The following is a 20,214-nucleotide window of genomic DNA, read 5'->3' as shown; positions in this document are numbered from 1 at the left end:
ACGGCTACGCGAACTTGGCCTTGCCCGGGCCGTCCTCGACGAAGCTGCGCATGCCGGTGTCGCGGTCCTCGGTGGCGAACAGGCCGGCGAAGAGCGAGCGCTCCAGCGCGAGGCCGGAGTCGATGTCGCTCTCCAGGCCGCGGTCCACGGCCTCCTTCGCCGCACGCAGCGCCCAGGCCGGGCCGGCGGCCAGCTTGCCGGCCCAGGCCAGGGCGGCGGAGTAGACCTCCTCGGCCGGGACGACCTGGTCGACCAGGCCGATCCGCAGCGCCTCGTCGGCGCGCACCATGCGGCCGGTGAAGATCAGGTCCTTCGCCTTGGACGGGCCGACCAGGCGGGCCAGGCGCTGGGTGCCGCCGGCGCCGGGGATCAGGCCGAGCAGGATCTCCGGCTGGCCGAGCTTGGCGTTCTCGCCGGCGATCCGGATGTCCGCGCAGAGCGCCAACTCGCAGCCGCCGCCCAGCGCGTAGCCGGTCACCGCGGCCACCACCGGCTTGGGGATCCGGGCCACCGCGGTGAACGCGTCCTGGAGGGCACCGCCGCGCTGCACCATGTCGGTGTACGACATGCGCTGCATCTCCTTGATGTCAGCGCCGGCCGCGAACACCTTCTCGCCGCCGTAGATCACCACGGCCCGCACGTCGGCCCGGGCGGCGGCCTCCTCGGCGACCTCCTTGAGCTGGTCCTGCATGGCCACGTCGAGGGCGTTCATCGGCGGCCGGGCCAGCCGGATGGTGGCGACGGCGTCCTCGACGTCCAGGGTGACGAACCGCGTCATGGCGAGTCCTCCAGAAGGTGTTAAGCATCGTTAACAGTCGTGAACTCCAGAGACTAGCGGCCCGTGCCCTGCTAGCGTGCCCCCCATGTTCCTCTCCCGTGCGTAGGACCCAGGCAGCGACCGCACCCGAGCCAGGCCCCGTGGGCCCGAGCCGGTGCGGCGCCTCGGCGTCCCCGCACCTCCGCTCCGTACTTCGAGGAACATCCCCATGTCTTCTTCTCCTTCGTATCGCGCCGTGCTGCGCGCGCCGCAGGCCGCGCGCACCTTCTCGGCCGCGCTGATCGGCCGGCTCTCCTACGGGACGGTCTCCCTCTCACTCACCCTCACCCTCACCCGCTCGACCGGCTCGTACGCCGCCACCGGGGGCGTACTGGCGCTGTTCGGTGTCACCGTCGCCGTGCTCTCGCCGGTCCGGGCCGGTCTGATCGACCGCCACGGGCCGCGCCGGGCGCTGCCGCCGATGGCGCTGCTGTACGCGGCGGCGCTGCTCGGGATCACCGCGGCACACGGCGTGCTGCCGTTGTCGCTGCTCGCCCTGGCCGCCGGGGCCTGCGCTCCCCCGCTGGGCCCGGTGATGCGCGGGCTGTGGAGCGAACTGCTGCCGCAGGAAGAGCTGTTGCAGCGGGCCTACAGCCTGGACACGGTCGCCGAGGAGCTGCTGTACGTCAGCGGCCCGCTGCTCGTCGGGCTGATCGGGCCCACCCCGGGACTACTGCTGAGCGCCGCGCTGGTGCTCGGCGGGACGCTCGCGCTGGTCGGCGCACCGGTCGCCAGGGCGCCCCGGCCCAGCGCGGCGGCCACGAAGGCGGGCAGGTCCGGCCTGGTGCCCGGGATCGGACGGCCGGTGCTGGTGAGCGCCGCGCTGGGCCTGAGCCTGGGCGCGCTCGGCCTGTTGATGGTCTGTGCCGGGCAGGGGCGGCCGGGCGCCGTCGCCTGGCTGGAGGCGGCGCTGGCCACGGGCAGCGCGCTCGGCGGCCTGGCGTACGGCGCGGTGCACTGGCGGCGGCCGGCCCGGGTGCGGCTGGGGCTGGTGGTGACCGGGCTCGGCGCGGTGCTCGCCGTCACCGGGCTGGCACCTGGGCTGGGCGGCCTGGCGGTGCTGGTCGGCCTGGCCGGGCTCTTCGTCAGCCCGGCGCTGGCCACCGCCTACCTGGTCGCGGACGAGTGCGCCGCACCCGAGCAGCGCACCCGCGCGGGCGCGTGGCTGAACACCGCGTTCAATGCGGGTTCGACGGCCGGCACCGCGGCGGCCGGCCTGGCGACGGGCGCTCTCCCGCCGGCCGTCTGCTTCGCGCTGGCCGCCGTCCCGCTACTCGCGGTCGGGGCGGTGCCGGTCCTGGGGACGGGCCTGCGGCGCAGCCGGCCGGCTACGGCGCTGTCGTCGTGATCACCTGGACCGCGAAGCGGATCTGCTCCGCGGTCAGGTCCCCGCGGGCCGTCAGGCGCAGCCGGGAGTAGCCGTCCGGGACGGACGGGGGGCGGAAGCAGCCCACCGCGAGCCCGGCGCGCCGGCAGTCGGCGGCCCAGGCGACGGCCTGCTCGGGGCTCGGCGCGCGAACCGAGACCACGGCAGCGTCGGGGCGGCTGGCCAGCAGTCCGGCGGCGGTGAGCTGGTCGGCGAGGGTGCGGGCCACCTCGCGGGCCCGCTCAGCGCGGTGCGGCTCGGCCCGCAGCAGGCGCAGCGCGCCGAGCGCCGCACCGACGGCGGCCGGGGCGAGGCCGGTGTCGAAGATGAAGGTGCGGGCGGTCTCGGTGAGGTGCCGGATCACCCGGGCCGGGCCGAGCACGGCGCCGCCCTGGGAGCCGAGCGACTTGGAGAGCGTCACGGTGGCGACGGTGTCCGGCGCGCCGGCCAGGCCGGCGGCGGCGAGGGCGCCGCTGCCGCCGGGGCCGAGCACGCCCAGCCCGTGCGCGTCGTCGACCAGCAGGGCGGCGCCGTGCGCGCGGGCGGCGGCGGAGAGCTCGCGCAGCGGGGCGGCGTTGCCGTCCACCGAGAAGAGCGAGTCGGTGACCACCAGGGCGCGGGGCTGGGTGCGCTCGGCCAGCGCCGCCGCGACGGCCTGCGGGTCGCTGTGCGGGGCGCGCTGCACGTGGCCGCGGGCGAGCCGGCAGCCGTCGATCAGCGAGGCGTGGTTGTAGGCGTCGGAGACGATCAGGGTGTCGGGGTCGCTGAGCGCGGTGAGGGCGGCGAGGTTGGCGGCGTAGCCGGAGGAGAAGACCAGGGCGGCCTCCGCTCCGCAGAAGTCGGCCAGCTCGACTTCCAGCTCCGTGTGCAGCTCGGTGGTGCCGGTGACCAGCCGCGACCCGGTGGCCCCGCCGCCCCAGCGCAGCGCGGCGTCGGCGGCGGCGCGGGTGACCTCGGGGTGGTGGACCAGGCCCAGGTAGTCGTTGCTCGCCAGGTCGAGCACCGGGTCGTCGGCCGGGCGGCTGCGCAGCGTACGCGTGAGGCCGGCCCGGGCGCGCAGCTCGGCGGCCTCGTCGAGCCAGTCGAAGACGGCGGCGGGGGCGACGGCCCGGGCGGGCGCGGAGGAGGAAAGGACCATGAGCGGCAGCCTGGCACGGGCCGCCGCGAGGGGGCAACGTGCTGCGTGGCACACCGATCTTTGCCGTGCACCTGCGCGAACAGGCAAGATAGGCCGGTGACCCTCCTAGACCTGATGCCCAAGCCGGCCGACCCCGACGCGCTGTACACCACCTTCGCGGGCTGGGCGGAGGAACGGGGCATCACGCTCTACCCCGCCCAGGAGGAGGCGCTGATCGAGCTCTTCACCGGCGCGAACGTGATCCTGGCGACCCCGACCGGCTCCGGAAAGAGCCTGGTGGCGGCCGGTGCGCACTTCGCCGCGCTGGCGGAGGGCAAGCGGACCTTCTACACCGCGCCGATCAAGGCCCTGGTCTCGGAGAAGTTCTTCGACCTGTGCAAGATCTTCGGCACCGAGCAGGTCGGCATGATGACCGGCGACGCGAGCGTGAACCCGACCGCGCCGATCATCTGCTGCACCGCCGAGGTGCTGGCGAACATCGCGCTGCGCGACGGCGACCGGGCCGACATCGGCCAGGTGGTGATGGACGAGTTCCACTTCTACGCCGAGCCGGACCGCGGCTGGGCCTGGCAGATCCCGATCCTGGAGCTGCCGCAGGTGCAGTTCCTGCTGATGTCGGCGACCCTGGGCGACATGCGCCGCTTCGAGGAGGACCTCAAGCGCCGCACCGGCCGCGCCACCACCGTGGTGCGCTCCGTCACCCGGCCCGTACCGCTCTTCTACGAGTACCGCCGCACCACCCTGCACGACACCCTCGAGGAGTTGCTGACGACCGGTCAGGCACCGGTCTACGTCGTGCACTTCACCCAGAAGGAGGCGGTGGAGCGGGCACAGTCGTTGATGAGCATCAACATGTGCACCAAGGCCGAGAAGGACGCCATCGCCGACCTGATCGGCCACTTCCGCTTCACCACCAAGTTCGGCCGCAACCTGTCCCGGTACGTCCGGCACGGCATCGGCGTGCACCACGCGGGGATGCTGCCCAAGTACCGCCGACTGGTCGAACGCCTGGCCCAGGCAGGCCTGTTGAAGGTGATCTGCGGGACCGACACGCTCGGCGTCGGGGTCAACGTGCCGATCCGCACGGTGCTCTTCACCGCGCTCTCCAAGTACGACGGCGTCAAGGTCCGCACGCTGCGCGCCCGGGAGTTCCACCAGATCGCCGGCCGCGCCGGACGGGCCGGCTTCGACACCGTCGGCCAGGTGGTGGCGCAGGCCCCCGAGCACGTGGTGGAGAACGACAAGGCGATCGCCAAGGCCGGCGACGACCCGAAGAAGAAGCGCAAGGTGGTCCGCAAGAAGGCGCCCGAGGGCTTCGTCAGCTGGACCGAGGAGACCTTCGAGCGCCTGATCGGCGCCGACCCCGAGCCGCTGGTCTCGCGGTTCCGGGTCAGCCACGCGATGCTGCTCTCGGTGATCGGCCGCCCGGGCAACGCCTTCGAGGCGATGCGCAAGCTGCTCACGGACAACCACGAGGAGCGGGGCTCCCAGCGCCGCCACATCCGTTCGGCGATCGCCATCTACCGCTCGCTGCTGGCCGGCGGCGTGGTCGAGCGACTGGACGAGCCGGACCCGGACGGCCGGATCGTGCGGTTGACCGTCGACCTCCAGGAGAACTTCGCGCTCAACCAGCCGCTCTCCACCTTCTCGCTGGCCGCCTTCGAGCTGCTGGACCCGGAGTCGCCGACCTACGCGATGGACGTGGTCTCGGTGGTCGAGGCGACCCTCGACGACCCGCGCCAGATCCTGGCCGCGCAGCAGAACAAGGCGCGCGGCGAGGCGATCGGCGAGATGAAGCGCGACGGCGTGGAGTACGAGGAGCGGATGGAGCGGCTGCAGGAGGTGACCTATCCCAAGCCGCTGGAGGAGCTGCTCACCCACGCCTACGAGGTCTACCAGCGGGCGCACCCGTGGATCGGCGACTACCCGCTGCGGCCCAAGTCCGTGGCGCGCGACCTCTTCGAGCGCGCGATGACCTTCGTGGACTACGTCGGCCACTACGACCTGGCCCGCACCGAGGGCATCGTGCTGCGCTATCTCGCGGGCGCCTACAAGGCGTTGGAGCAGACCGTCCCCGAGGACGCGAAGACCGACGAGCTCAAGGACGTGATCGCCTGGCTGGGCGAGCTGGTCCGCCAGGTGGACTCCAGCCTGCTGGACGAGTGGGAGCAGCTGGCCAACCCCGCCGACGAGGACGCGCCGGCCGTCGCGCTGGACGCCAAGCCGCTGCCGGTCACGGCCAACGCCCGCGCGTTCCGGGTGCTGGTGCGCAACGAGATGTTCCGCCGCGTCGAGCTGTGCGCGCTGGAGCACTACAACGTGCTCGGCGAGCTGGACGGCGAGTACGGCTGGGACGCGGACCGCTGGGGCGACGCGATGGACGCGTACTACGAGGAGCACGAGGATCTCGGGACCGGCCCGAACGCGCGCGGTCCCAAGATGCTGCTGATCGAGGAGGACGAGGACTCCTGGCGGGTCCGGCAGATCTTCGACGACCCGGCGGGCGACCACGACTGGGGCATCAGCGCCGAGGTCGACCTGCACGGCTCGGACGAGGAGGGCCGCGCGGTGCTGCGGGTCACCGCGGTGGACCGACTGGGCTGAACGACCCTGTGCCTACCGGCCCCTGACGCATCGTCAGGGGCCAGTAAAGGCGTCAGCCCCAGAGGAAGGCGGCCGAGGCGGTGTAGGAGGTGGCCCAGGTGGCGTCCACCAGCTGCTGGTCCGGGGTGGCGGCCGTGCCGCTGGTGCCGTCCGCGTACCGGGAGGTCGCCACGGTCACGTAGTGGTGCACGGCCTCGGCGCGCGCGACCGGCTTGCGGTGCTGCGGGTCGGCGACCGGCGAGGGCGCGGCGATGGTGGCGTCCGGCTGCATGAAGGCCAGCAGGCCGGGCGTCGCGTTCAGCTGGTCGGCGACCCGCTGGCTGGTGACGTCGTCCCCGAAGCGCAGGATGGTGACGCTGGAGAGCACGTGGCCGTCGGTGCGGCTGAAGCTGACCGTCAGGTAGCCCTGGCAGTTGGTGGCCTGGAAGGGGTTCCTGGTCCGGTCCTGGAGCGTCTCGGCGCAGTCGCTGCCCTGCCGCACGCCGGAGCGCTTGCCGTGGTAGCCGTTCAGGTCGATCGGCCGGGCGACCGGGAAGTACCGGTCCACGGTGAACGGGTTGGGGTCGGCGGCCGAGGTCGGCGGCGGGGTGCCGACCACCGGCGGCGTCCGGTCGGCGTCCTTGCTGGACGGGCCGAGGCCCGGCACCCAGTCCCCCGGGGTCGGCCGGGTGACCACGAAGCCGACCGCGCCGACCGCCAGCGCCGCCGCACCCCAGCCGAGGATCCGCAGCGCAGCGGCTCGCCGACCGACTCTGCCCGCTCTGCCCGCCTGCGGGTGGCGCACCTGACTGTGCCCCAATCCGCTTTCCTGCCCGTGCTCCTGGCCGTCGTCGGCGCCTTCGGGTATCGGGTGGGGATCCCCCTGCGTGGTCATGGCGCAGATTCTAAGGGGGGATCCGATGGCCCAGGTCAGTGGCCCTGCCCCGGGACTCGGACGCCCTCGCGGCAACCGTCGGACGTCCTCGTAGCAACCGCTCGCAGTGGAACTGTGACAACTCGCACACCTCAGGAGCGATCTTCTGGCGGATTCCCTCTGGCGCCACTGGAGGTCGTCCAGGCAGGATTCAGAGCATGGATCTGCTTGACACCCTCACTGCAAAGGGCCTGCGCCGGGAGCTCCCCACCCGGGAGGAGGCGCTGGCCGTCCTGGCCACCACCGACGACGAGTTGCTGGACGTGGTCGCGGCCGCCGGGCGGGTGCGCCGGCAGTGGTTCGGCCGCCGGGTGAAGCTCAACTACCTGGTGAACCTGAAGAGCGGCCTCTGCCCGGAGGACTGCTCGTACTGTTCGCAGCGCCTGGGCTCCAAGGCCGAGATCCTCAAGTACACCTGGCTGAAGCCGGATCAGGCCGCCGAGGCCGCCGCCGCCGGTGTCGCGGGCGGGGCCAAGCGGGTCTGCATGGTGGCCAGCGGGCGCGGTCCGACGGACCGCGACATCGACCGGGTCACCGACACGATCGCCGCCATCAAGGACCAGGACCCGGCCGTCGAGATCTGCGTCTGCCTGGGCCTGCTCTCCGACAACCAGGCCGAGCGGCTGGCCGCGGCCGGCGCCGACGCGTACAACCACAACCTGAACACCTCCGAGAGCACCTACGGCACCATCACCAAGACCCACACCTATGCCGACCGCGTCGACACGGTGAACAAGGCGCACGGCGCCGGCCTCTCCGCCTGCTCCGGCCTGATCGCCGGTATGGGCGAGAGCGCCGAGGACCTGGTGGACGTGGTCTTCTCGCTGCGGGAGCTGAACCCGGACTCGGTGCCGGTGAACTTCCTGATCCCGTTCGAGGGCACGCCGCTGGCCAAGGAGTGGAACCTCACCCCGCAGCACTGCCTGCGGATCCTGGCGATGGTCCGGTTCGTCTGCCCGGACGTCGAGGTCCGGATCGCCGGCGGGCGCGAGGTGCACCTGCGCAGCATGCAGCCGCTGGGCCTGCACATCGCCAACTCGATCTTCCTGGGCGACTACCTGACCAGCGAGGGCCAGGCCGGCCAGGCCGACCTCGACATGATCGCGGACGCCGGCTTCGAGGTCGAGGGCACCGGCCAGACGACGCTGCCCAGGCACCGCTCGGAGGCGGTCGGCGGCGGCTGCGGCAGCCACGGCGAGAGCGCCGGCGGGTGCGGCAGCCACGGCGAGGCCGAGGCCTCGGGCGGCTGCGGCGGTCACAGCGGTGGCGGCTGCGGGCCGTGCGGGGAGTCCGCGCCGCTCGCGCAGGCCGCGCCGGCCGACGAGGCCGCCGCCGACCTGGTGCGGGTGCGCCGCCGCGGCGCGGGCACCACGCTCGCCCCGAACGCCTGACGCCCTACCCCTTCTAAGGCACCTCTCCGAAGGATCTGCGACACCGTGGCACAGCTCTCCACCTCGGCCCTGCTCGCCCTCGACCGGGCGCACGTCTGGCACCCGTACGGCCCGATGCCCGGCACCTCGACACCGCACATCGTCGAGTCGGCCTCCGGCGTACGGCTGCGGATGGCCGAACCGGTCGGCGGGCACCGGGAGTTGGTCGACGGCATGGCGTCCTGGTGGGCGGCTGTGCACGGCTACAACCACCCCGTCCTCAATGAGGCGGTGCGCGACCAGCTGGGGCGGATGAGCCATGTGATGTTCGGCGGGCTCACCCATGAGCCCGCCGTCCGGCTGGCCGCCCGGCTGGTGGAGATCACCCCGGAGCCGCTCCAGCACGTCTTCCTGGCCGACTCCGGCTCGGTCGCGGTCGAGGTCGCGATGAAGATGTGCCTGCAGTACTGGCAGTCGGTGGGGCGGCCGGAGAAGCAGCGGCTGCTCACCTGGCGCGGCGGCTACCACGGCGACACCTTCCACCCGATGTCGGTCTGCGACCCCGAGGGCGGGATGCACCAGCTCTGGGGCGGCGTGCTGCCGCACCAGCTCTTCGCGGGCGAGCCGCCGGCCGGCTTCGACGCCGAGGTGGACCCGGCGTACGCGGCCGAGCTGGCCGACCTGATCGAGCGCAACGCGGCGCAGCTGGCCGCGGTGATCGTCGAGCCGGTGGTCCAGGGCGCCGGCGGGATGCGCTTCCACTCCCCCGGCTACCTGCGGCTGCTGCGCGAACTGTGCGACCGGCACGGCGTGCTGCTGATCTTCGACGAGATCGCCACCGGCTTCGGCCGCACCGGCGCGCTCTTCGCCGCCGAACACGCCGGTGTCTCGCCGGACGTGCTCTGCCTGGGCAAGGCGCTGACCGGCGGCTACCTCACGATGGCCGCCACCCTGTGCACCGCCGAGATCGCGGACGGGATCAGCCGGGGCGAGGTGCCGGTGCTCGCGCACGGGCCCACGTTCATGGGCAACCCGCTCGCCGCGGCGGTCGCCAACGCCTCGATCGACCTGCTGCTCGGCCAGGACTGGCGGACCGAGGTCAAGCGGATCGAGACCGGCCTGCTGGACGGCCTGGCGGACGCGGCCGCTCTGCCCGGGGTCGCGGACGTCCGGGTACTGGGCGCGATCGGCGTCGTCCAGCTCGACCACCCCGTCGACGTGCCGGCGGCCACCGAGGCGGCGGCCCGCGAGGGCGTCTGGCTGCGGCCGTTCCGGGACCTGATCTACACGATGCCGCCGTACGTGACCGGGGACGACGACCTGGCGCGCATCGCGGCGGCGGTCACGGCTGCGGCGGTGGCCGGATGAGCCTGCTCTTCGTCACCGGCACGGGCACCGAGGTCGGCAAGACCGCGGTGACGGCCGCCCTCGCCGCGCTCGCGGTGCGTGCGGGCCGCTCGACGGCCGTCCTGAAGCCCGGCCAGACCGGCGTGAGCGCGACCGAACCCGGCGACGCCGAGGAGGTCGCCCGCCTGGTCGGCGCCTCGCTCACCACCCGGGAGCTGGCCCGCTACCCCGAGCCGCTGGCTCCCGAGACGGCGGCCAGGCGGTCCGGGCTGCCGTTCCTGACGCTCGATCAGTTCACGCATGCCGTCGGTGAACTGACGGAACGTCATGACATCACCCTGGTCGAGGGAGCGGGCGGCCTGCTGGTCCGCTACGACCACCAGGGCCTCACGCTGGCCGACATGGCCGCCGCCGTCGAGGCCGAGGTGCTGCTCGTCGCCACCGCCGGACTCGGCACCCTCAACGCCACCACGCTGACCGCCGAAGCACTGCGGGCCCGCGGGCTGCGGCTGGCCGGCGTGGTGATCGGCTGCTGGCCCGCCGAACCCGACCTGGCCACCCGCTGCAACCTCGCCGACCTGCCGACCGCCGCCGGAGCCCCGCTGCTCGGCGCACTCCCGGCCGCCGCCACCGCCACCCCCGGCGTCCCCTTCGCCGACCTGGCCGCCGCCGCACTGGCCCCCGCCCTGGGCGGCCACTGGGACGCGGACGCCTTCGCGGCGGCGCACCGGCCGTAACGCAGCTACCCGCGAACGGCGGCCGTCAACTGCCAGACGGTGGTGGCCTTCAGAGCGGTGTCCTCCAGATCGGCCACCACCGGAACCTCGTACGCGGCCAGGGCGGTGAACCGCTCGCGCGGCAGGTACGCCCGTCCCGGGTCGCCGACGACGACCAGCGCTCCCCGGGCCTGCGCCCGCTCCAGGAACGGCAGGAACCGTCCGGCCATGGCCCGTTCGTAGAACACGTCCCCGGCGAGCACCACCTCGGCAGGGCCGCCGTCGCCGTCGAGCAGGTCCTCGACCGCCGCGTCGACGCGGACGCCGTTCGCCTGGGCGTTGATCCCGATGGCCGCGACGGCGTAGGCGTCGATCTCGGCGGCCCGCACCGACTTCGCGCCGCGCAGGGCGGCGGCGATACCGACCAGCCCCGACCCCGCCGCCACGTCGAGCACCGTGCGCCCCTCGACCAGTTCGGGGTGGTCCAGCACGTAGCGCGCGACCGCCACTCCACCGGCCCACGCGAAGGCCCAGAACGGCGGCGGCAGGCCGATCTCGCCGCGCGCCTCCTCGGTGGTCTCCCAGAGCGCGATGGCGTCGTCGGCCATCGACAGGCAGACCTCGGGCACGAAGGGAACGGGAGTCGGCCGGGTACTCTCCCGGACGAAGGCCGCATCGGACATCGCGGTCGTGCCCGGCAGGAGCGTGCGCGTCTGGTTCGGCATTCCCGCAGCATAGAGCCCTGCCCGCAGGCCGCCGGACAACCCGCGCCAGGTGATCGCAGTTGCCTCACCTTTCGATACCGAACCGGTCATGAGCTGCGCAAACGCTCGCGGCCGGAGGTCGTCACGAGTACCATCCGGCTGACGGCCTCCGGCACGGCGCGCCCGCGTGACGGCACCGGCGGCCGGTCCTCGCGGGGCACCGGACGTCACCGCGCACTCGTCACCGCGCGCCAGTGCTGTCGCGCGAACGCGGAAAGGCAGCGTCTTGGCGGATCGGCTCACCGGAGGAGACTCCTCGCTGCTGCGTCGCATCAACGCCGCGGTCACCCTGCGCGCGCTGCGCGACGGGCAGTCCGTCACGCTGACCCAACTGGTCGGCGACACCGGCCTCTCCCGGCCGACCGTGGAAGGCGTGATCGAGAACCTGGTCGAGTCCGGACTGGTCGCCGAGGTCGAGCAGACCCAGGACAGCAGCCGCCAACGCGGCCGTCCCGCACGGTGGTTCCGGTTCCGCGCGGAGGCCGGCCACACGCTGGGCATCGAGATCGGGGTGCACACCGTCCGGGTCGTCCTGGCCGATCTGGCCGGGCAGCTGATCGGCAGTCACTCCCGTCCGGTCGACGAGGGCCTGGACGCCGAGGAGCGGGTCGGCGCGGTCCGCGCCGCCGTCGCGGAGCTGCTGCGCAAGGCCGGCATCTCGCGCGACAACCTGTGGGCGGTCGGCGTCGGCAGCCCCGGGATCGTGGACAAGGACGGCGCCGTCCGGCTCGGCACCGCGATGCCCGGGTGGACCGGCCTGGACCTCGGCGCCCGGCTGCGGCGCTCGTTCCGCTGCCCGGTGCTGATCGAGAACGACGCCAACCTGGCCGCCATCGCCGAACACTGGCAGGGCGCCGCGGTCGGCATGGGCGACGTGGTCTTCGTGCTGGCCGGGCTCAGCCCCGGGGCCGGCTCGCTGATCAACGGACGGCTGCACCGCGGCTTCGGCGGCGCCGCGGGCGAGATCGGCGCCCTGCACCTGCTCGGTCAGGAGGCCACCCCCGAGCGCCTGCTCTCCACCACCGGCAAGCCGCTCGACCCGCTGGACGAGGCCGCCGTGGCGCGCGTCCTGCGGCTGGCCCGCGAGGGCGACCAGGTGGCCCGGGTCGCGATGGACCGCTTCCTCGGCCGGCTGGTGCACGACGTGGCGGCCCTGGTGGTGGCCATCGACCCGCAGTTGGTGGTGATCGGCGGCTGGGCCGCCGGGCTGGACGGCGTGCTGGACCCGCTGCGCGAGCAGCTGGCGCTGTACTGCCTGCGGGCTCCGGAGGTCACCCTCTCCGCGCTGGGCGAGGACGTGGTCGCGCTCGGCGCCCTGCGGCTGGCGCTCGACCAGGTGGAGGAGCAGCTCTTCGCCGTCGACCAGCCGGCCTCGCGCGCCTGAGCCTGCCGGGGTCAGGAAGCCGTACGGGCGGCGGGGACGGCGGGCACCGGGGTGACCTCCACCAGGCCGGTCTCGCCGAAGGTCAGCTTGCAGGTGTCGGCGCGGTAGGTCGACGTCCCCAGCGCCGCCAGCCGGCCGCCGGCCGCGTACTGCGTCGTCACGACCAGCACCGGGGTGCCCGGCGGACGCTCCAGCAGCGCGGCCTCCTCGGCCTCGGCGACGCCGAGCTCCACCGAGCGGGACTCGCCGTCCACGCCCAGGCGCTCCAGGCGGCGCAGCACCGACCGGGCCTGGTCGTCGCCGCCCTCGCCCTGTGCCGCGCCGGCCTGCGCCGCACCGGCGGACAGGCGGATCGCGGGCAGCAGCTTCAGCGTCGACTCCGGCACGTGCAGCGACTCGGTGGCCACGATCTGCCCCTGCACCACGCGGACCCGCCGCACGGTGTGCACGATCTCGCCCGCCGGGATACCGAGCGCTCGAGCCAGCTGCTCGGAGGCACCTGCGCTGGTGCAGTCCACGGCACGCCAGGCCTGGTCGCGGCCACTGCTGCCGGGCCAGCCCTCCTCGCGGCGGCTGACCGGGACGCCGACCCGCGGCGCGGCCACCAGCGTGCCGATACCGCGACGGCGGACCAGGCGGCCCTCCAGCTCCAGCTGGTCCAGCGCCTGGCGCAGGGTGGCCCGGGCCACCCCGAAACGGGCGGAGAGGTCACGCTCGTTGGGCAGCACCTGGCCGGTGGAGAACTCGTTGTCGATGGCGCGCAGCAGGACCGTGCGCAGGTGCCAGTACTTCGGCTCCGGAACCGCCGCGAGCTGTGCTGTCGCCACCCTGTCCTCCACCCTCGCCGGGCCTCGACCGCCTGGGGCGGGCCGCCGGCATCGCCGAAGGACCGTGTCCCCGTCCCACCCGCGGGTCCTGCCAGGTGGGAGCTCGGGCTTTATCCGTCCTTCTTTATTAAAGGTCCTTGCAGTAAGTGACCCTAGGGGGTTCCCGAGGAGATGGTCAAGACCAATGACGCCAGCGCGGCACTCCCGCGCTCCCCCGCGACCCCGGTACGCTGCCCCGGTGATCGTCGTAACCACTGTGAACGTCAACGGGATTCGGGCAGCCGCCAAGAAGGGCTTCGCCCAGTGGCTGTCCACCACCAAGGCCGACGTGCTCTGCCTGCAGGAGGTCCGAGCAGAAGCCGACCAGCTCCCACCCGAGTTGAGCCACCTGCCGGGCTGGCACGCGATCTGGGCGCCGGCCGCCGCCAAGGGCCGCGCCGGGGTCGCGATCCTCTCGCGCGCCGAACCCGCCCGCACGCAGATCGGATTCGGCTCGGAGGAATTCGACAATTCGGGCAGGTACGTCGAAATCGACCTCCCTGGCCTCACCGTCGCCAGCCTCTATCTCCCCTCCGGCGAAGTCGGCACCGAACGCCAGGAGGAGAAGGAGCGCTTCATGGCGGAATTCCTCCTCCACCTCACCGCCCTGCGCACCCGCGCCGCCGCCGACGGCCGCGAGGTCCTGGTCTGCGGCGACTGGAACATCGCCCACCAGCAGGCCGACCTCAAGAACTGGAAGTCCAACCAGAAGTCCGCCGGCTTCCTCCCCGAGGAACGCGCCTGGCTCACCCAGGTCCTCGACCCCGCCGGCGCCGGCTACGTCGACACCGTCCGCCGCCTCCACCCCGACCAGGAGGGCCCCTACTCCTGGTGGTCCTACCGCGGCCGCGCCTTCGACAACGACGCCGGCTGGCGCATCGACCTACATTGCACAACCGCTGGACTCGCCGAGAAGGCCCAGTGGGCCAAGGTGGAAAGGGCAGCCACCCACCCGGAGCGCTGGTCCGACCACGCGCCGGTGACCGTGGCATACGACATCTGACGCTTCTCAGCCGGAGGCCTACTGCCACCGGCAGATGTCCGGATACAGGTACTGGCGCGGGTGGTTGTACGCCGGTGCACCGCCGTGACTCGGGCGGATGCTGATCCCGCACTCAATCGGACGCAGATCAGGCGGCCGGGCCGGTATCCGTGCTTCCCGGCGGCCTGCCGCGCCACCCTGGGGATCACCGTGTCCCCGCTCGCCACAAACGACGGGACTGCCGTCGACAGATCTGAAGGGGAATGAGTTCCTTGGCGATTTCCGCTCCCGTTCCGGTCGAGTTAGTACAGACCGTGGCGCACGATGCCGAGCCCGACCGTGCCGGGTCGGCAGAGGCCTGTCCACTGCCCGATCAGCCGGGTCTGAACATGGCCTGCCTCGACCGGACGCTTACCATCCAGGAGGCGAACCAGGAGTTCTTCCGGCAGTTCGGGGACTCCTTCGGGGGTCTCTGGGGCCGCACTTTCTGCGATCTCGTGCACCCCAGCGTGCAGCAGCCGCTGCTGCGTCAGTTCTCCGGCCTCATCGAGGGGCGGCGCGACCGGTTCGCCACCGAGGTCATCGCCATGGGGGCCGAGGGCCCGGCGTTCACCGTCCCGCTCACCGCTGTTGCGGTACGCGGCGGGACACCCGACATCTCCTCGATCCTGGTGATGATGCCCACCGGATACGGCTCGGCGGACGCGGGGGTCGCCACCAGCGGCAAGAAGATCCTCAGCGAGATCGACGCGCGCATCCTCGAAGGCATAGCGGCCGGTGTCTCCACCGTTCCGCTGGCCACGAGGCTGTACCTGAGCCGCCAGGGCGTCGAGTACCACGTGACCTGTCTCTTGCGTAAGCTCCGGGTCCCCAACCGTGCCGCGCTCGTCTCCCGGGCCTACTCCATGGGGGTTCTCAAGGTGGGCGTCTGGCCGCCGAAGGTCGTCCAGGACTACGTCAAGGCCACATGATGGCACTCGCTGCGCCCGCTTCCGCACCAACTCAGCCGCAGCTGACCTTTCATCAGTGTTCAGTAGATGGAGGCTTGTTGGTGCGGGTAGTCTGAGTGAAACGGGCTGTCATCTGGCTGGGGGCGGGCGTGGGGACCAGGATTTCGGTGTCGCTCAAGGGGCTGCTGGGGCTGGACGATGCGTCGCGGCTACTTGACGAGCTGGCTGCGGAGACGGGTCTGCGATGGCATGAGGAGCCGGTCGAGGAGGGCAAAGTCCTCAGCGGTGGCCTCGTCGAGATCCTGTTGGTGGCAGTGGCGAGCAAGACGGCCGAGATGGCCTACGAGGCAGCGATGGAGCGTGCGAAGCAGGTCGTCGAGCGCTGGCGCGAGGAGCGGCTGGACAAGCCGGAGGCATCGGTCCGGGCGGAGTCCCTACCCGATTCCGAGGCGACCGGTGCGGAGGGGCTGGACAGCTGAGATGGCGTCCAGGGCATTGGTGATCGGACCAGGTGAGTACGCCGAGGACTCGGGCATTCCCGGTCATCCCACGATCCGCCCGAGCGCCCTGATGTACGGAGAGGCCCTGGCCGGCGATGCGATGTGGGGCCCGGAGAGCTACCGGGTGCTGGTCGGTGAGGAGGTGCGGACCGCGGACGGCGTCATGCGGGCGCTGCAGGAGGCTGCGGACGCGACAGGGCCGGAGGACATCCTGCTGGTGGTCTACGTCGGCCACGGCCAGTACTGGAGCGACGTTCCAGGCGGGCAGGTCCACTTCTCGGTGGGTTCCTCGTACAAGGACAAGCCATGGACCTGGCTGTCCAGCTGGTACCTGTACCGCGCTATGCGCAAGGCCGAGGCACGACTGAAAGTCCTGATAGCCGACTGCTGCTACTCGAACATGCTGCCGGTCCTGAGCGGCGAGGACGACGCGACGGTCCTCCCCGGGGTGCTGGGCAGGCGGGACGAGGGCAGTTGCGTCTTCACGGCCGTCAGGAACGTCAGGGCCGCCGACGCTGAGGGCTGCTCGACCCTGCCCGCGCCGCTGGACCGGTGCACGCCGTTCAGCGGACATCTGCTGCGCGTCCTGGAGGGCGGCACCAAGGACCACATGGACAGGCTCACCATCGGCCTGCTGCGCGAGGCTGTGAAGCGGGAGATGGAGGGCTGTGCGCACCATGCGCCGGGCATGCTGCTGAACGACGCCCGTGACGGCACCCCCCTCTTCACCAACCAGATGGAGCGCAGGCTGCGGGACCAGAGCCAGATCCCGGCGACCGCCGAGGAGTGGATCAGGCACCTGATGCTGGACCAGGACCACCTCCTCGACGAGTTGCTCGGGGACGAGCGGATGCTCGGAGACATTGTCGGCTCCCTGAACAAGAGGTCGGACGACGCCAGTCGGTCTCTCGCGCACTACCTCGACGAGAAGGCGAACGTGAGGTTCCAGGAGGCCGAGACCTTCGCCCGCTACTGGAACCGGGTGGAGCGGGCGCTGCGTACATGAGTGATGGTCAGACGAGCGAAGGCTCCGGGAACGGCCATGAGCGCCCCTCGGTCCCCGGCTACGCGTGGGTGACCACCTGCTCGATCGAGAGCTTCGTGCGGCGCATGCAGGCCATCCGGTTGGGCACCGCGAACGACGACGGGGCGCAGCCGGCCACAGCGCTCCGTCTGCTGCACGCCTTCGCCGTCAGCCGCTCCATCGACGATCTGCTCACGGCGGCGTCGGCATCGACGCCCGCGTCCAGGTCGGGCTCCCCACCGAAGGACCGCCTCAACTACTGGGACTCCGTCAACATGCTGGCGACTGCGGCCCTGTGCCGGAGCGCCGAGCACGCGGCGGAGCTGGCGTGCAAACAGTGGGATGCCGAGGGCCGCGGTGCGACGTGGCGGGGCACGCCGCTGACCGACGGCATCGTCCACGACGTCGCCTGCCAGCGGACCGCACCGGATGTCGCCGTCTTCGTCCGGGAGTGCGGGCGGGCGGAGGGCCTGGTGGACAAGACGCTGCGCGTCTTCACCCGGCCGAGCTCCGGACGGACCAATCTCGACAAGGTCCTGCTCTACATCCTGCTGCGTGACCAGGGCTGCGACGCGGAAGCCACCAAGCTGCTCTTCCAGACCCTGTCCGCGATCGACCGGCACGGTTCGACGCAGGCGGCGGACACCGATCCGGCGGAGTTCCACGATCTGGTCGGGGCGCTGTACCAGCTCAGTCCCGCCGAGCAGATCCTGGAGAACTGGGTCGATGCGCAGCTGGGTGACCCGGAGCAGGTGATCACGACGAGGCGCATCGTCGCGCGGCTGATCGCCAGCGAGACGGGCAGTCCCGACACCCTGGTCGAGCACGTCGGCGCCCGGTTGTCCCGGCACGACATCGTCGAGATCTGCGGCCAGTTGGCGACGACGCGGCCCGAGAAGTGCGACGAGATCCGCAGGCACGCCGCGGCACTGCGCAGCAACGACGAGCTGGCCGAGATCGTCATCGCCTGGCACCGCTCGCAGGCCCTCACCAGGACCACCAAGGACCTCCTCGCCGACATCGTCGCCATCGAGACCGGCGGGGCGACCGGGCCCCGACCGCGATCGAAGGTGGACGACCTGGACAAGATTCTGGCGAACTTCAACGCCGAAGCGGAGTGCCGGCGACTGCTGTGGATCGTCGCGGCCGAGCACGTCGACGGCCGCTCGGGGATCGAGTTGGCCGAGTTGCTCGGCAGGGTCGAGCGCACGAGCGACCGCTACCGGGTGGCCCGGACGACCGCACGGAAGCTCACTGCGCACGTCCTGCGGGACGGCGCCGACCCCGGACTGTTCGTCGACTACGTCACGAGGCTGCGCGTCGACGGGCGGTCGGACGCCGTCTTCCTCTCCCTCAAGGAGCTGGCGGACCCCTCCGACCCGCTGACCTGGCCCGAAGGGTCGGCCCAGGTCATCGCGGAGATCGCGGTCCGCCTGTACGCCCGGGATGCGGCGCGCGACGGCTGGGATCTGCTGGAGCGCTGCCTGGAGAACGAGCAGCGGATCAGCCACCAGGACGTGGCGGCCGTCGTCACCCGGCTGCGCGAGCCTGACAGCACGCTGCCGGACGGCAGGAGGCTCTTTCTGCTGCGCGCCACGGTGGGTCGCTGGGCGGACACGCACGCCCGCGAGGACGCGGTCGAGTTGCTGCGGGAGAACGGTTACGACGAGGAGGCAGCGGAAGTCATCCGCTCGCTTCGTTAGTCCGGGCGGCGGCGGCCGCGGGGGCGGGTGTCGGTGCCGGCAGCAGGGGGGCCTCCTTCCCCACGTGCTGGCGCGACGTTCTGACCAGGGCCTCGAATGCCCCGAGTGCCACGGCGACCACCAGCACCCCCACCGCGAACTCTCGGTGCGTCCCGACCGAGGAGTTGCCCAGCAGCGTCAGCAGCATCAGTGCGCCCAGATAGGCGGTCAACCAGATCGCCGCCTGGGCCGCCGCACTGGTGCGCCAGTGGCGCAGTAGCGTCATGTGCTCCTTGGCGTCGTAGACCCGTCCGAGGACCGGGAGCCGCCGCGAGAGGACGGGGAGCACCAGCAGCAGGATGCTGCCCGCGGCGAGGGATGTCATGGCGCGCCACATGCTCGCCCAGCCCGCACCGTAGAGGATCAGTGCGATCAGCGTGAAACTCACCCGTGCCACCCCCTCGTGGACGGTGCGCCGCCGCGCTGAGTAGAGCCCCAGGTTGCTCCGCAGCGACACCAGAACCACAGCCGGGAACGCATAGATGATCAGCGTCAGGATCCCGGTGACCGCGGTCAGTGGGGCCCGGTTCCCGCCGGCCAGCCGCAACACGATCGCCCCGATGAAGAAGTCGACCAGCAGGATCAGCCAGTAGACGTCGTAGCGCTGCCGCAGGGAGGCTTTGCGGGCGCTCTGCAGGCCCCGGTGCGTGAGGTGCGCACGGCTGAGCGCGGCGACCTCGCGGGTCACCGACTGTCCGAAGACGAGGCCGGCGCCGAAGGGCGAGGCCACGGCGTCGATCCTGAGCAGCCACCCCAACACGTTCAGGTTGGCGGCGAAGGCGAAGTCGACGAAGGGCGAGTCGGACCTGCCCGTGGTCTGGGACGCGCTGGGCGCGTGTGGTTGCCGGAGTATCTGGTACTTGCTGAAGACCACCTGAAGTGCGATGTACAGCGCGGTCGAGGCGGCTATCGTCCCGAAGACCGCCCAGCGCAGTCGGGCCGCCTCGCCGATCCCGCGCCGCTTGATGTTCCCGGCGAACTCGAGCGGTGCCTGGAAGCCCACATACGCGTAGATGACACCGCTGTCGACCACGGCTGCCAGGACCGCACCGTAGCCGTGTCCGCGGGCAGTCGATTGAACAATGCCGTGGTGCAAGGCGCTCGTGAGCAGCAGCGGGACGGCCATGATGGGGATGGCGACCTTCGCCAACGTCAGCCCGGTGGAGAACCGGAAGAGGAGCCGCGGCGCGATCAGGTTGACCGCGGAGATCACCATCATGAAGGCCAGCGCGTATCCCCAGCCCATGAGGGTGAGACCGTGGTCGGCGAGAAGCCAGGGGAACTTCCAGGAGAGCCCCTGGGTCATCGCCAGGGCCTCGCTGGCCGAGTTGATCGCGTAGAAGATCCACAGCCCCGCGGCGATCACGGTCGCCACCAGTGGGCCGCTGCTCTGCAGGGGTAGGAAGATCAGCCCGCCGGTCTTGGGGGCGGCGGTGCTCAGCTCGACCATCACCCAGGCCATCACCAGCATCAGCCCGCCGCCGACCAGCCAAGCCAACCAGGCGCTGGAACCGGCCTGTTGGTACGCTTCCTGCGCGCCCATCAGCCAGCCCGAGCCGAAAACGCCCCCGGCCGCCAAGCCGACGAGATGGTAGACGGATAACCGGCGCTGCTCGTCCTCGTCCTCGATCCGCACCGCCTGCCCGCTGCCGCGCCGCGCCTCCTGGACGCTCACTCTGCCTCCCCCGGCGTTCGCGTTGACAGCTCCCCCATGCACAGCATCGAAAGAGT

17 protein-coding genes are annotated in these 20,214 nt (G+C 72.0%); 11 read left to right on the top strand and 6 right to left on the bottom strand.

Annotated features, from left to right (window positions below):
- Positions 1-4 precede the first annotated feature (4 nt).
- Entirely contained in the window at positions 5-778 is a 774-nt protein-coding gene (locus P3T37_RS34865) for an enoyl-CoA hydratase-related protein (protein WP_280727970.1), read from the bottom strand.
- Between the two features lie 208 nt (positions 779-986).
- Here P3T37_RS34865 and P3T37_RS34860 point away from each other — a divergent pair, with 208 nt between their 5' ends.
- Positions 987-2,165, top strand: coding sequence for an MFS transporter (locus tag P3T37_RS34860; RefSeq protein ID WP_280727969.1), 1,179 nt, complete (start codon positions 987-989; stop codon positions 2,163-2,165).
- On the opposite strand, the gene P3T37_RS34855 is transcribed toward P3T37_RS34860, so the two are convergent.
- Positions 2,146-3,321: an 8-amino-7-oxononanoate synthase gene (locus P3T37_RS34855; protein WP_280727968.1), complete on the bottom strand. Its 1,176-nt coding sequence runs from the start codon at positions 3,319-3,321 to the stop codon at positions 2,146-2,148. The two genes, P3T37_RS34860 and P3T37_RS34855, sit on opposite strands and share 20 nt — an antisense overlap.
- 96 nt (positions 3,322-3,417) lie before the next feature.
- On the opposite strand from P3T37_RS34855, the gene P3T37_RS34850 reads away from it, so the two are divergent.
- Positions 3,418-5,925 carry a DEAD/DEAH box helicase gene (locus P3T37_RS34850; RefSeq protein WP_280727967.1) on the top strand — a complete coding sequence of 836 codons (2,508 nt, stop codon included), beginning with the start codon at positions 3,418-3,420 and terminating at the stop codon, positions 5,923-5,925.
- 52 nt (positions 5,926-5,977) lie between these two features.
- Here P3T37_RS34850 and P3T37_RS34845 read toward each other — a convergent pair whose 3' ends face one another.
- A complete protein-coding gene (locus tag P3T37_RS34845) occupies positions 5,978-6,799 on the bottom strand; it encodes a hypothetical protein (protein ID WP_280727966.1) in 822 nt (273 codons plus the stop codon).
- Positions 6,800-6,996: 197 nt separating this feature from the next.
- Between P3T37_RS34845 and bioB the strand changes: the two genes are divergently transcribed.
- Genes bioB through bioD form a run of 3 tightly spaced genes read left to right on the top strand, consistent with a single transcriptional unit; the run spans position 6,997 to position 10,292 of the window.
- The gene (bioB, locus tag P3T37_RS34840) at positions 6,997-8,229 is read left to right on the top strand and encodes a biotin synthase BioB (protein ID WP_280727965.1); all 1,233 of its coding nucleotides are present in this window, start codon (positions 6,997-6,999) and stop codon (positions 8,227-8,229) included.
- 45 nt (positions 8,230-8,274) lie between these two features.
- Entirely contained in the window at positions 8,275-9,576 is a 1,302-nt protein-coding gene (locus tag P3T37_RS34835) for an adenosylmethionine--8-amino-7-oxononanoate transaminase (protein WP_280727964.1), read from the top strand.
- Positions 9,573-10,292 (top strand): dethiobiotin synthase, encoded by a 720-nt coding sequence (gene bioD / locus P3T37_RS34830; protein ID WP_280727963.1) that lies wholly within the window; start codon positions 9,573-9,575, stop codon positions 10,290-10,292. Before P3T37_RS34835 ends, bioD begins: the two co-directional genes overlap by 4 nt.
- A gap of 5 nt (positions 10,293-10,297) precedes the next feature.
- Here bioD and P3T37_RS34825 read toward each other — a convergent pair whose 3' ends face one another.
- On the bottom strand, positions 10,298-10,996 hold the full coding sequence (locus tag P3T37_RS34825) for a 50S ribosomal protein L11 methyltransferase (protein WP_280727962.1): 699 nt from the start codon (positions 10,994-10,996) through the stop codon (positions 10,298-10,300).
- A 265-nt stretch (positions 10,997-11,261) separates the two neighbouring features.
- Between P3T37_RS34825 and P3T37_RS34820 the strand changes: the two genes are divergently transcribed.
- Positions 11,262-12,419 carry an ROK family protein gene (locus P3T37_RS34820; RefSeq protein ID WP_280727961.1) on the top strand — a complete coding sequence of 386 codons (1,158 nt, stop codon included), beginning with the start codon at positions 11,262-11,264 and terminating at the stop codon, positions 12,417-12,419.
- Between the two features lie 11 nt (positions 12,420-12,430).
- On the opposite strand, the gene P3T37_RS34815 is transcribed toward P3T37_RS34820, so the two are convergent.
- Positions 12,431-13,246, bottom strand: a complete 816-nt coding sequence (locus P3T37_RS34815; protein ID WP_280727960.1) for a GntR family transcriptional regulator — start codon at positions 13,244-13,246, stop codon at positions 12,431-12,433.
- A 238-nt stretch (positions 13,247-13,484) separates the two neighbouring features.
- On the opposite strand from P3T37_RS34815, the gene P3T37_RS34810 reads away from it, so the two are divergent.
- The 5 genes from P3T37_RS34810 (at position 13,485) to P3T37_RS34790 (ending at position 18,444) form a co-directional block, all read left to right on the top strand.
- Complete coding sequence (locus P3T37_RS34810) at positions 13,485-14,288, top strand: exodeoxyribonuclease III (RefSeq protein WP_280727959.1); 804 nt, start codon at positions 13,485-13,487, stop codon at positions 14,286-14,288.
- 368 nt (positions 14,289-14,656) lie between these two features.
- Positions 14,657-15,238, top strand: a complete 582-nt coding sequence (locus P3T37_RS34805) for a LuxR C-terminal-related transcriptional regulator (RefSeq protein ID WP_280727988.1) — start codon at positions 14,657-14,659, stop codon at positions 15,236-15,238.
- A gap of 146 nt (positions 15,239-15,384) precedes the next feature.
- Positions 15,385-15,696, top strand: a complete 312-nt coding sequence (locus tag P3T37_RS34800) for a hypothetical protein (RefSeq protein WP_280727958.1) — start codon at positions 15,385-15,387, stop codon at positions 15,694-15,696.
- A gap of 1 nt (position 15,697) precedes the next feature.
- Entirely contained in the window at positions 15,698-16,723 is a 1,026-nt protein-coding gene (locus tag P3T37_RS34795) for a hypothetical protein (protein WP_280727957.1), read from the top strand.
- The gene (locus P3T37_RS34790) at positions 16,720-18,444 is read left to right on the top strand and encodes a hypothetical protein (protein WP_280727956.1); all 1,725 of its coding nucleotides are present in this window, start codon (positions 16,720-16,722) and stop codon (positions 18,442-18,444) included. Before P3T37_RS34795 ends, P3T37_RS34790 begins: the two co-directional genes overlap by 4 nt.
- Here the strand turns inward: P3T37_RS34790 and P3T37_RS34785 are convergent.
- On the bottom strand, positions 18,425-20,158 hold the full coding sequence (locus P3T37_RS34785) for an APC family permease (RefSeq protein ID WP_280727955.1): 1,734 nt from the start codon (positions 20,156-20,158) through the stop codon (positions 18,425-18,427). The genes P3T37_RS34790 and P3T37_RS34785 overlap by 20 nt on opposite strands.
- Between the last annotated feature and the right edge of the window lie 56 nt (positions 20,159-20,214).

It is taken from the genome of Kitasatospora sp. MAA4 (genome assembly GCF_029893355.1).
Lineage (GTDB): Bacteria > Actinomycetota > Actinomycetes > Streptomycetales > Streptomycetaceae > Kitasatospora.
The sequence above is the reverse complement of the archived record's forward strand: the minus strand, read 5'-3'. Positions and strand labels throughout refer to the sequence as shown.

Excerpts from the sequence above, each read along its gene's own strand:
- P3T37_RS34795 (WP_280727957.1), top strand. The coding sequence starts at position 15,698 with ATGGCGTCCAGGGCATTGGTGATCGGACCAGGTGAGTACGCCGAGGAC.
- P3T37_RS34805 (WP_280727988.1), top strand. The coding sequence starts at position 14,657 with ATGGCCTGCCTCGACCGGACGCTTACCATCCAGGAGGCGAACCAGGAG.
- P3T37_RS34855 (WP_280727968.1), bottom strand. The coding sequence starts at position 3,321 with ATGGTCCTTTCCTCCTCCGCGCCCGCCCGGGCCGTCGCCCCCGCCGCC.
- bioD (WP_280727963.1), top strand. The coding sequence starts at position 9,573 with ATGAGCCTGCTCTTCGTCACCGGCACGGGCACCGAGGTCGGCAAGACC.
- P3T37_RS34865 (WP_280727970.1), bottom strand. The coding sequence starts at position 778 with ATGACGCGGTTCGTCACCCTGGACGTCGAGGACGCCGTCGCCACCATC.
- P3T37_RS34860 (WP_280727969.1), top strand. The coding sequence starts at position 987 with ATGTCTTCTTCTCCTTCGTATCGCGCCGTGCTGCGCGCGCCGCAGGCC.
- bioB (WP_280727965.1), top strand. The coding sequence starts at position 6,997 with ATGGATCTGCTTGACACCCTCACTGCAAAGGGCCTGCGCCGGGAGCTC.
- P3T37_RS34790 (WP_280727956.1), top strand. The coding sequence starts at position 16,720 with ATGAGTGATGGTCAGACGAGCGAAGGCTCCGGGAACGGCCATGAGCGC.
- P3T37_RS34845 (WP_280727966.1), bottom strand. The coding sequence starts at position 6,799 with ATGACCACGCAGGGGGATCCCCACCCGATACCCGAAGGCGCCGACGAC.
- P3T37_RS34825 (WP_280727962.1), bottom strand. The coding sequence starts at position 10,996 with ATGCCGAACCAGACGCGCACGCTCCTGCCGGGCACGACCGCGATGTCC.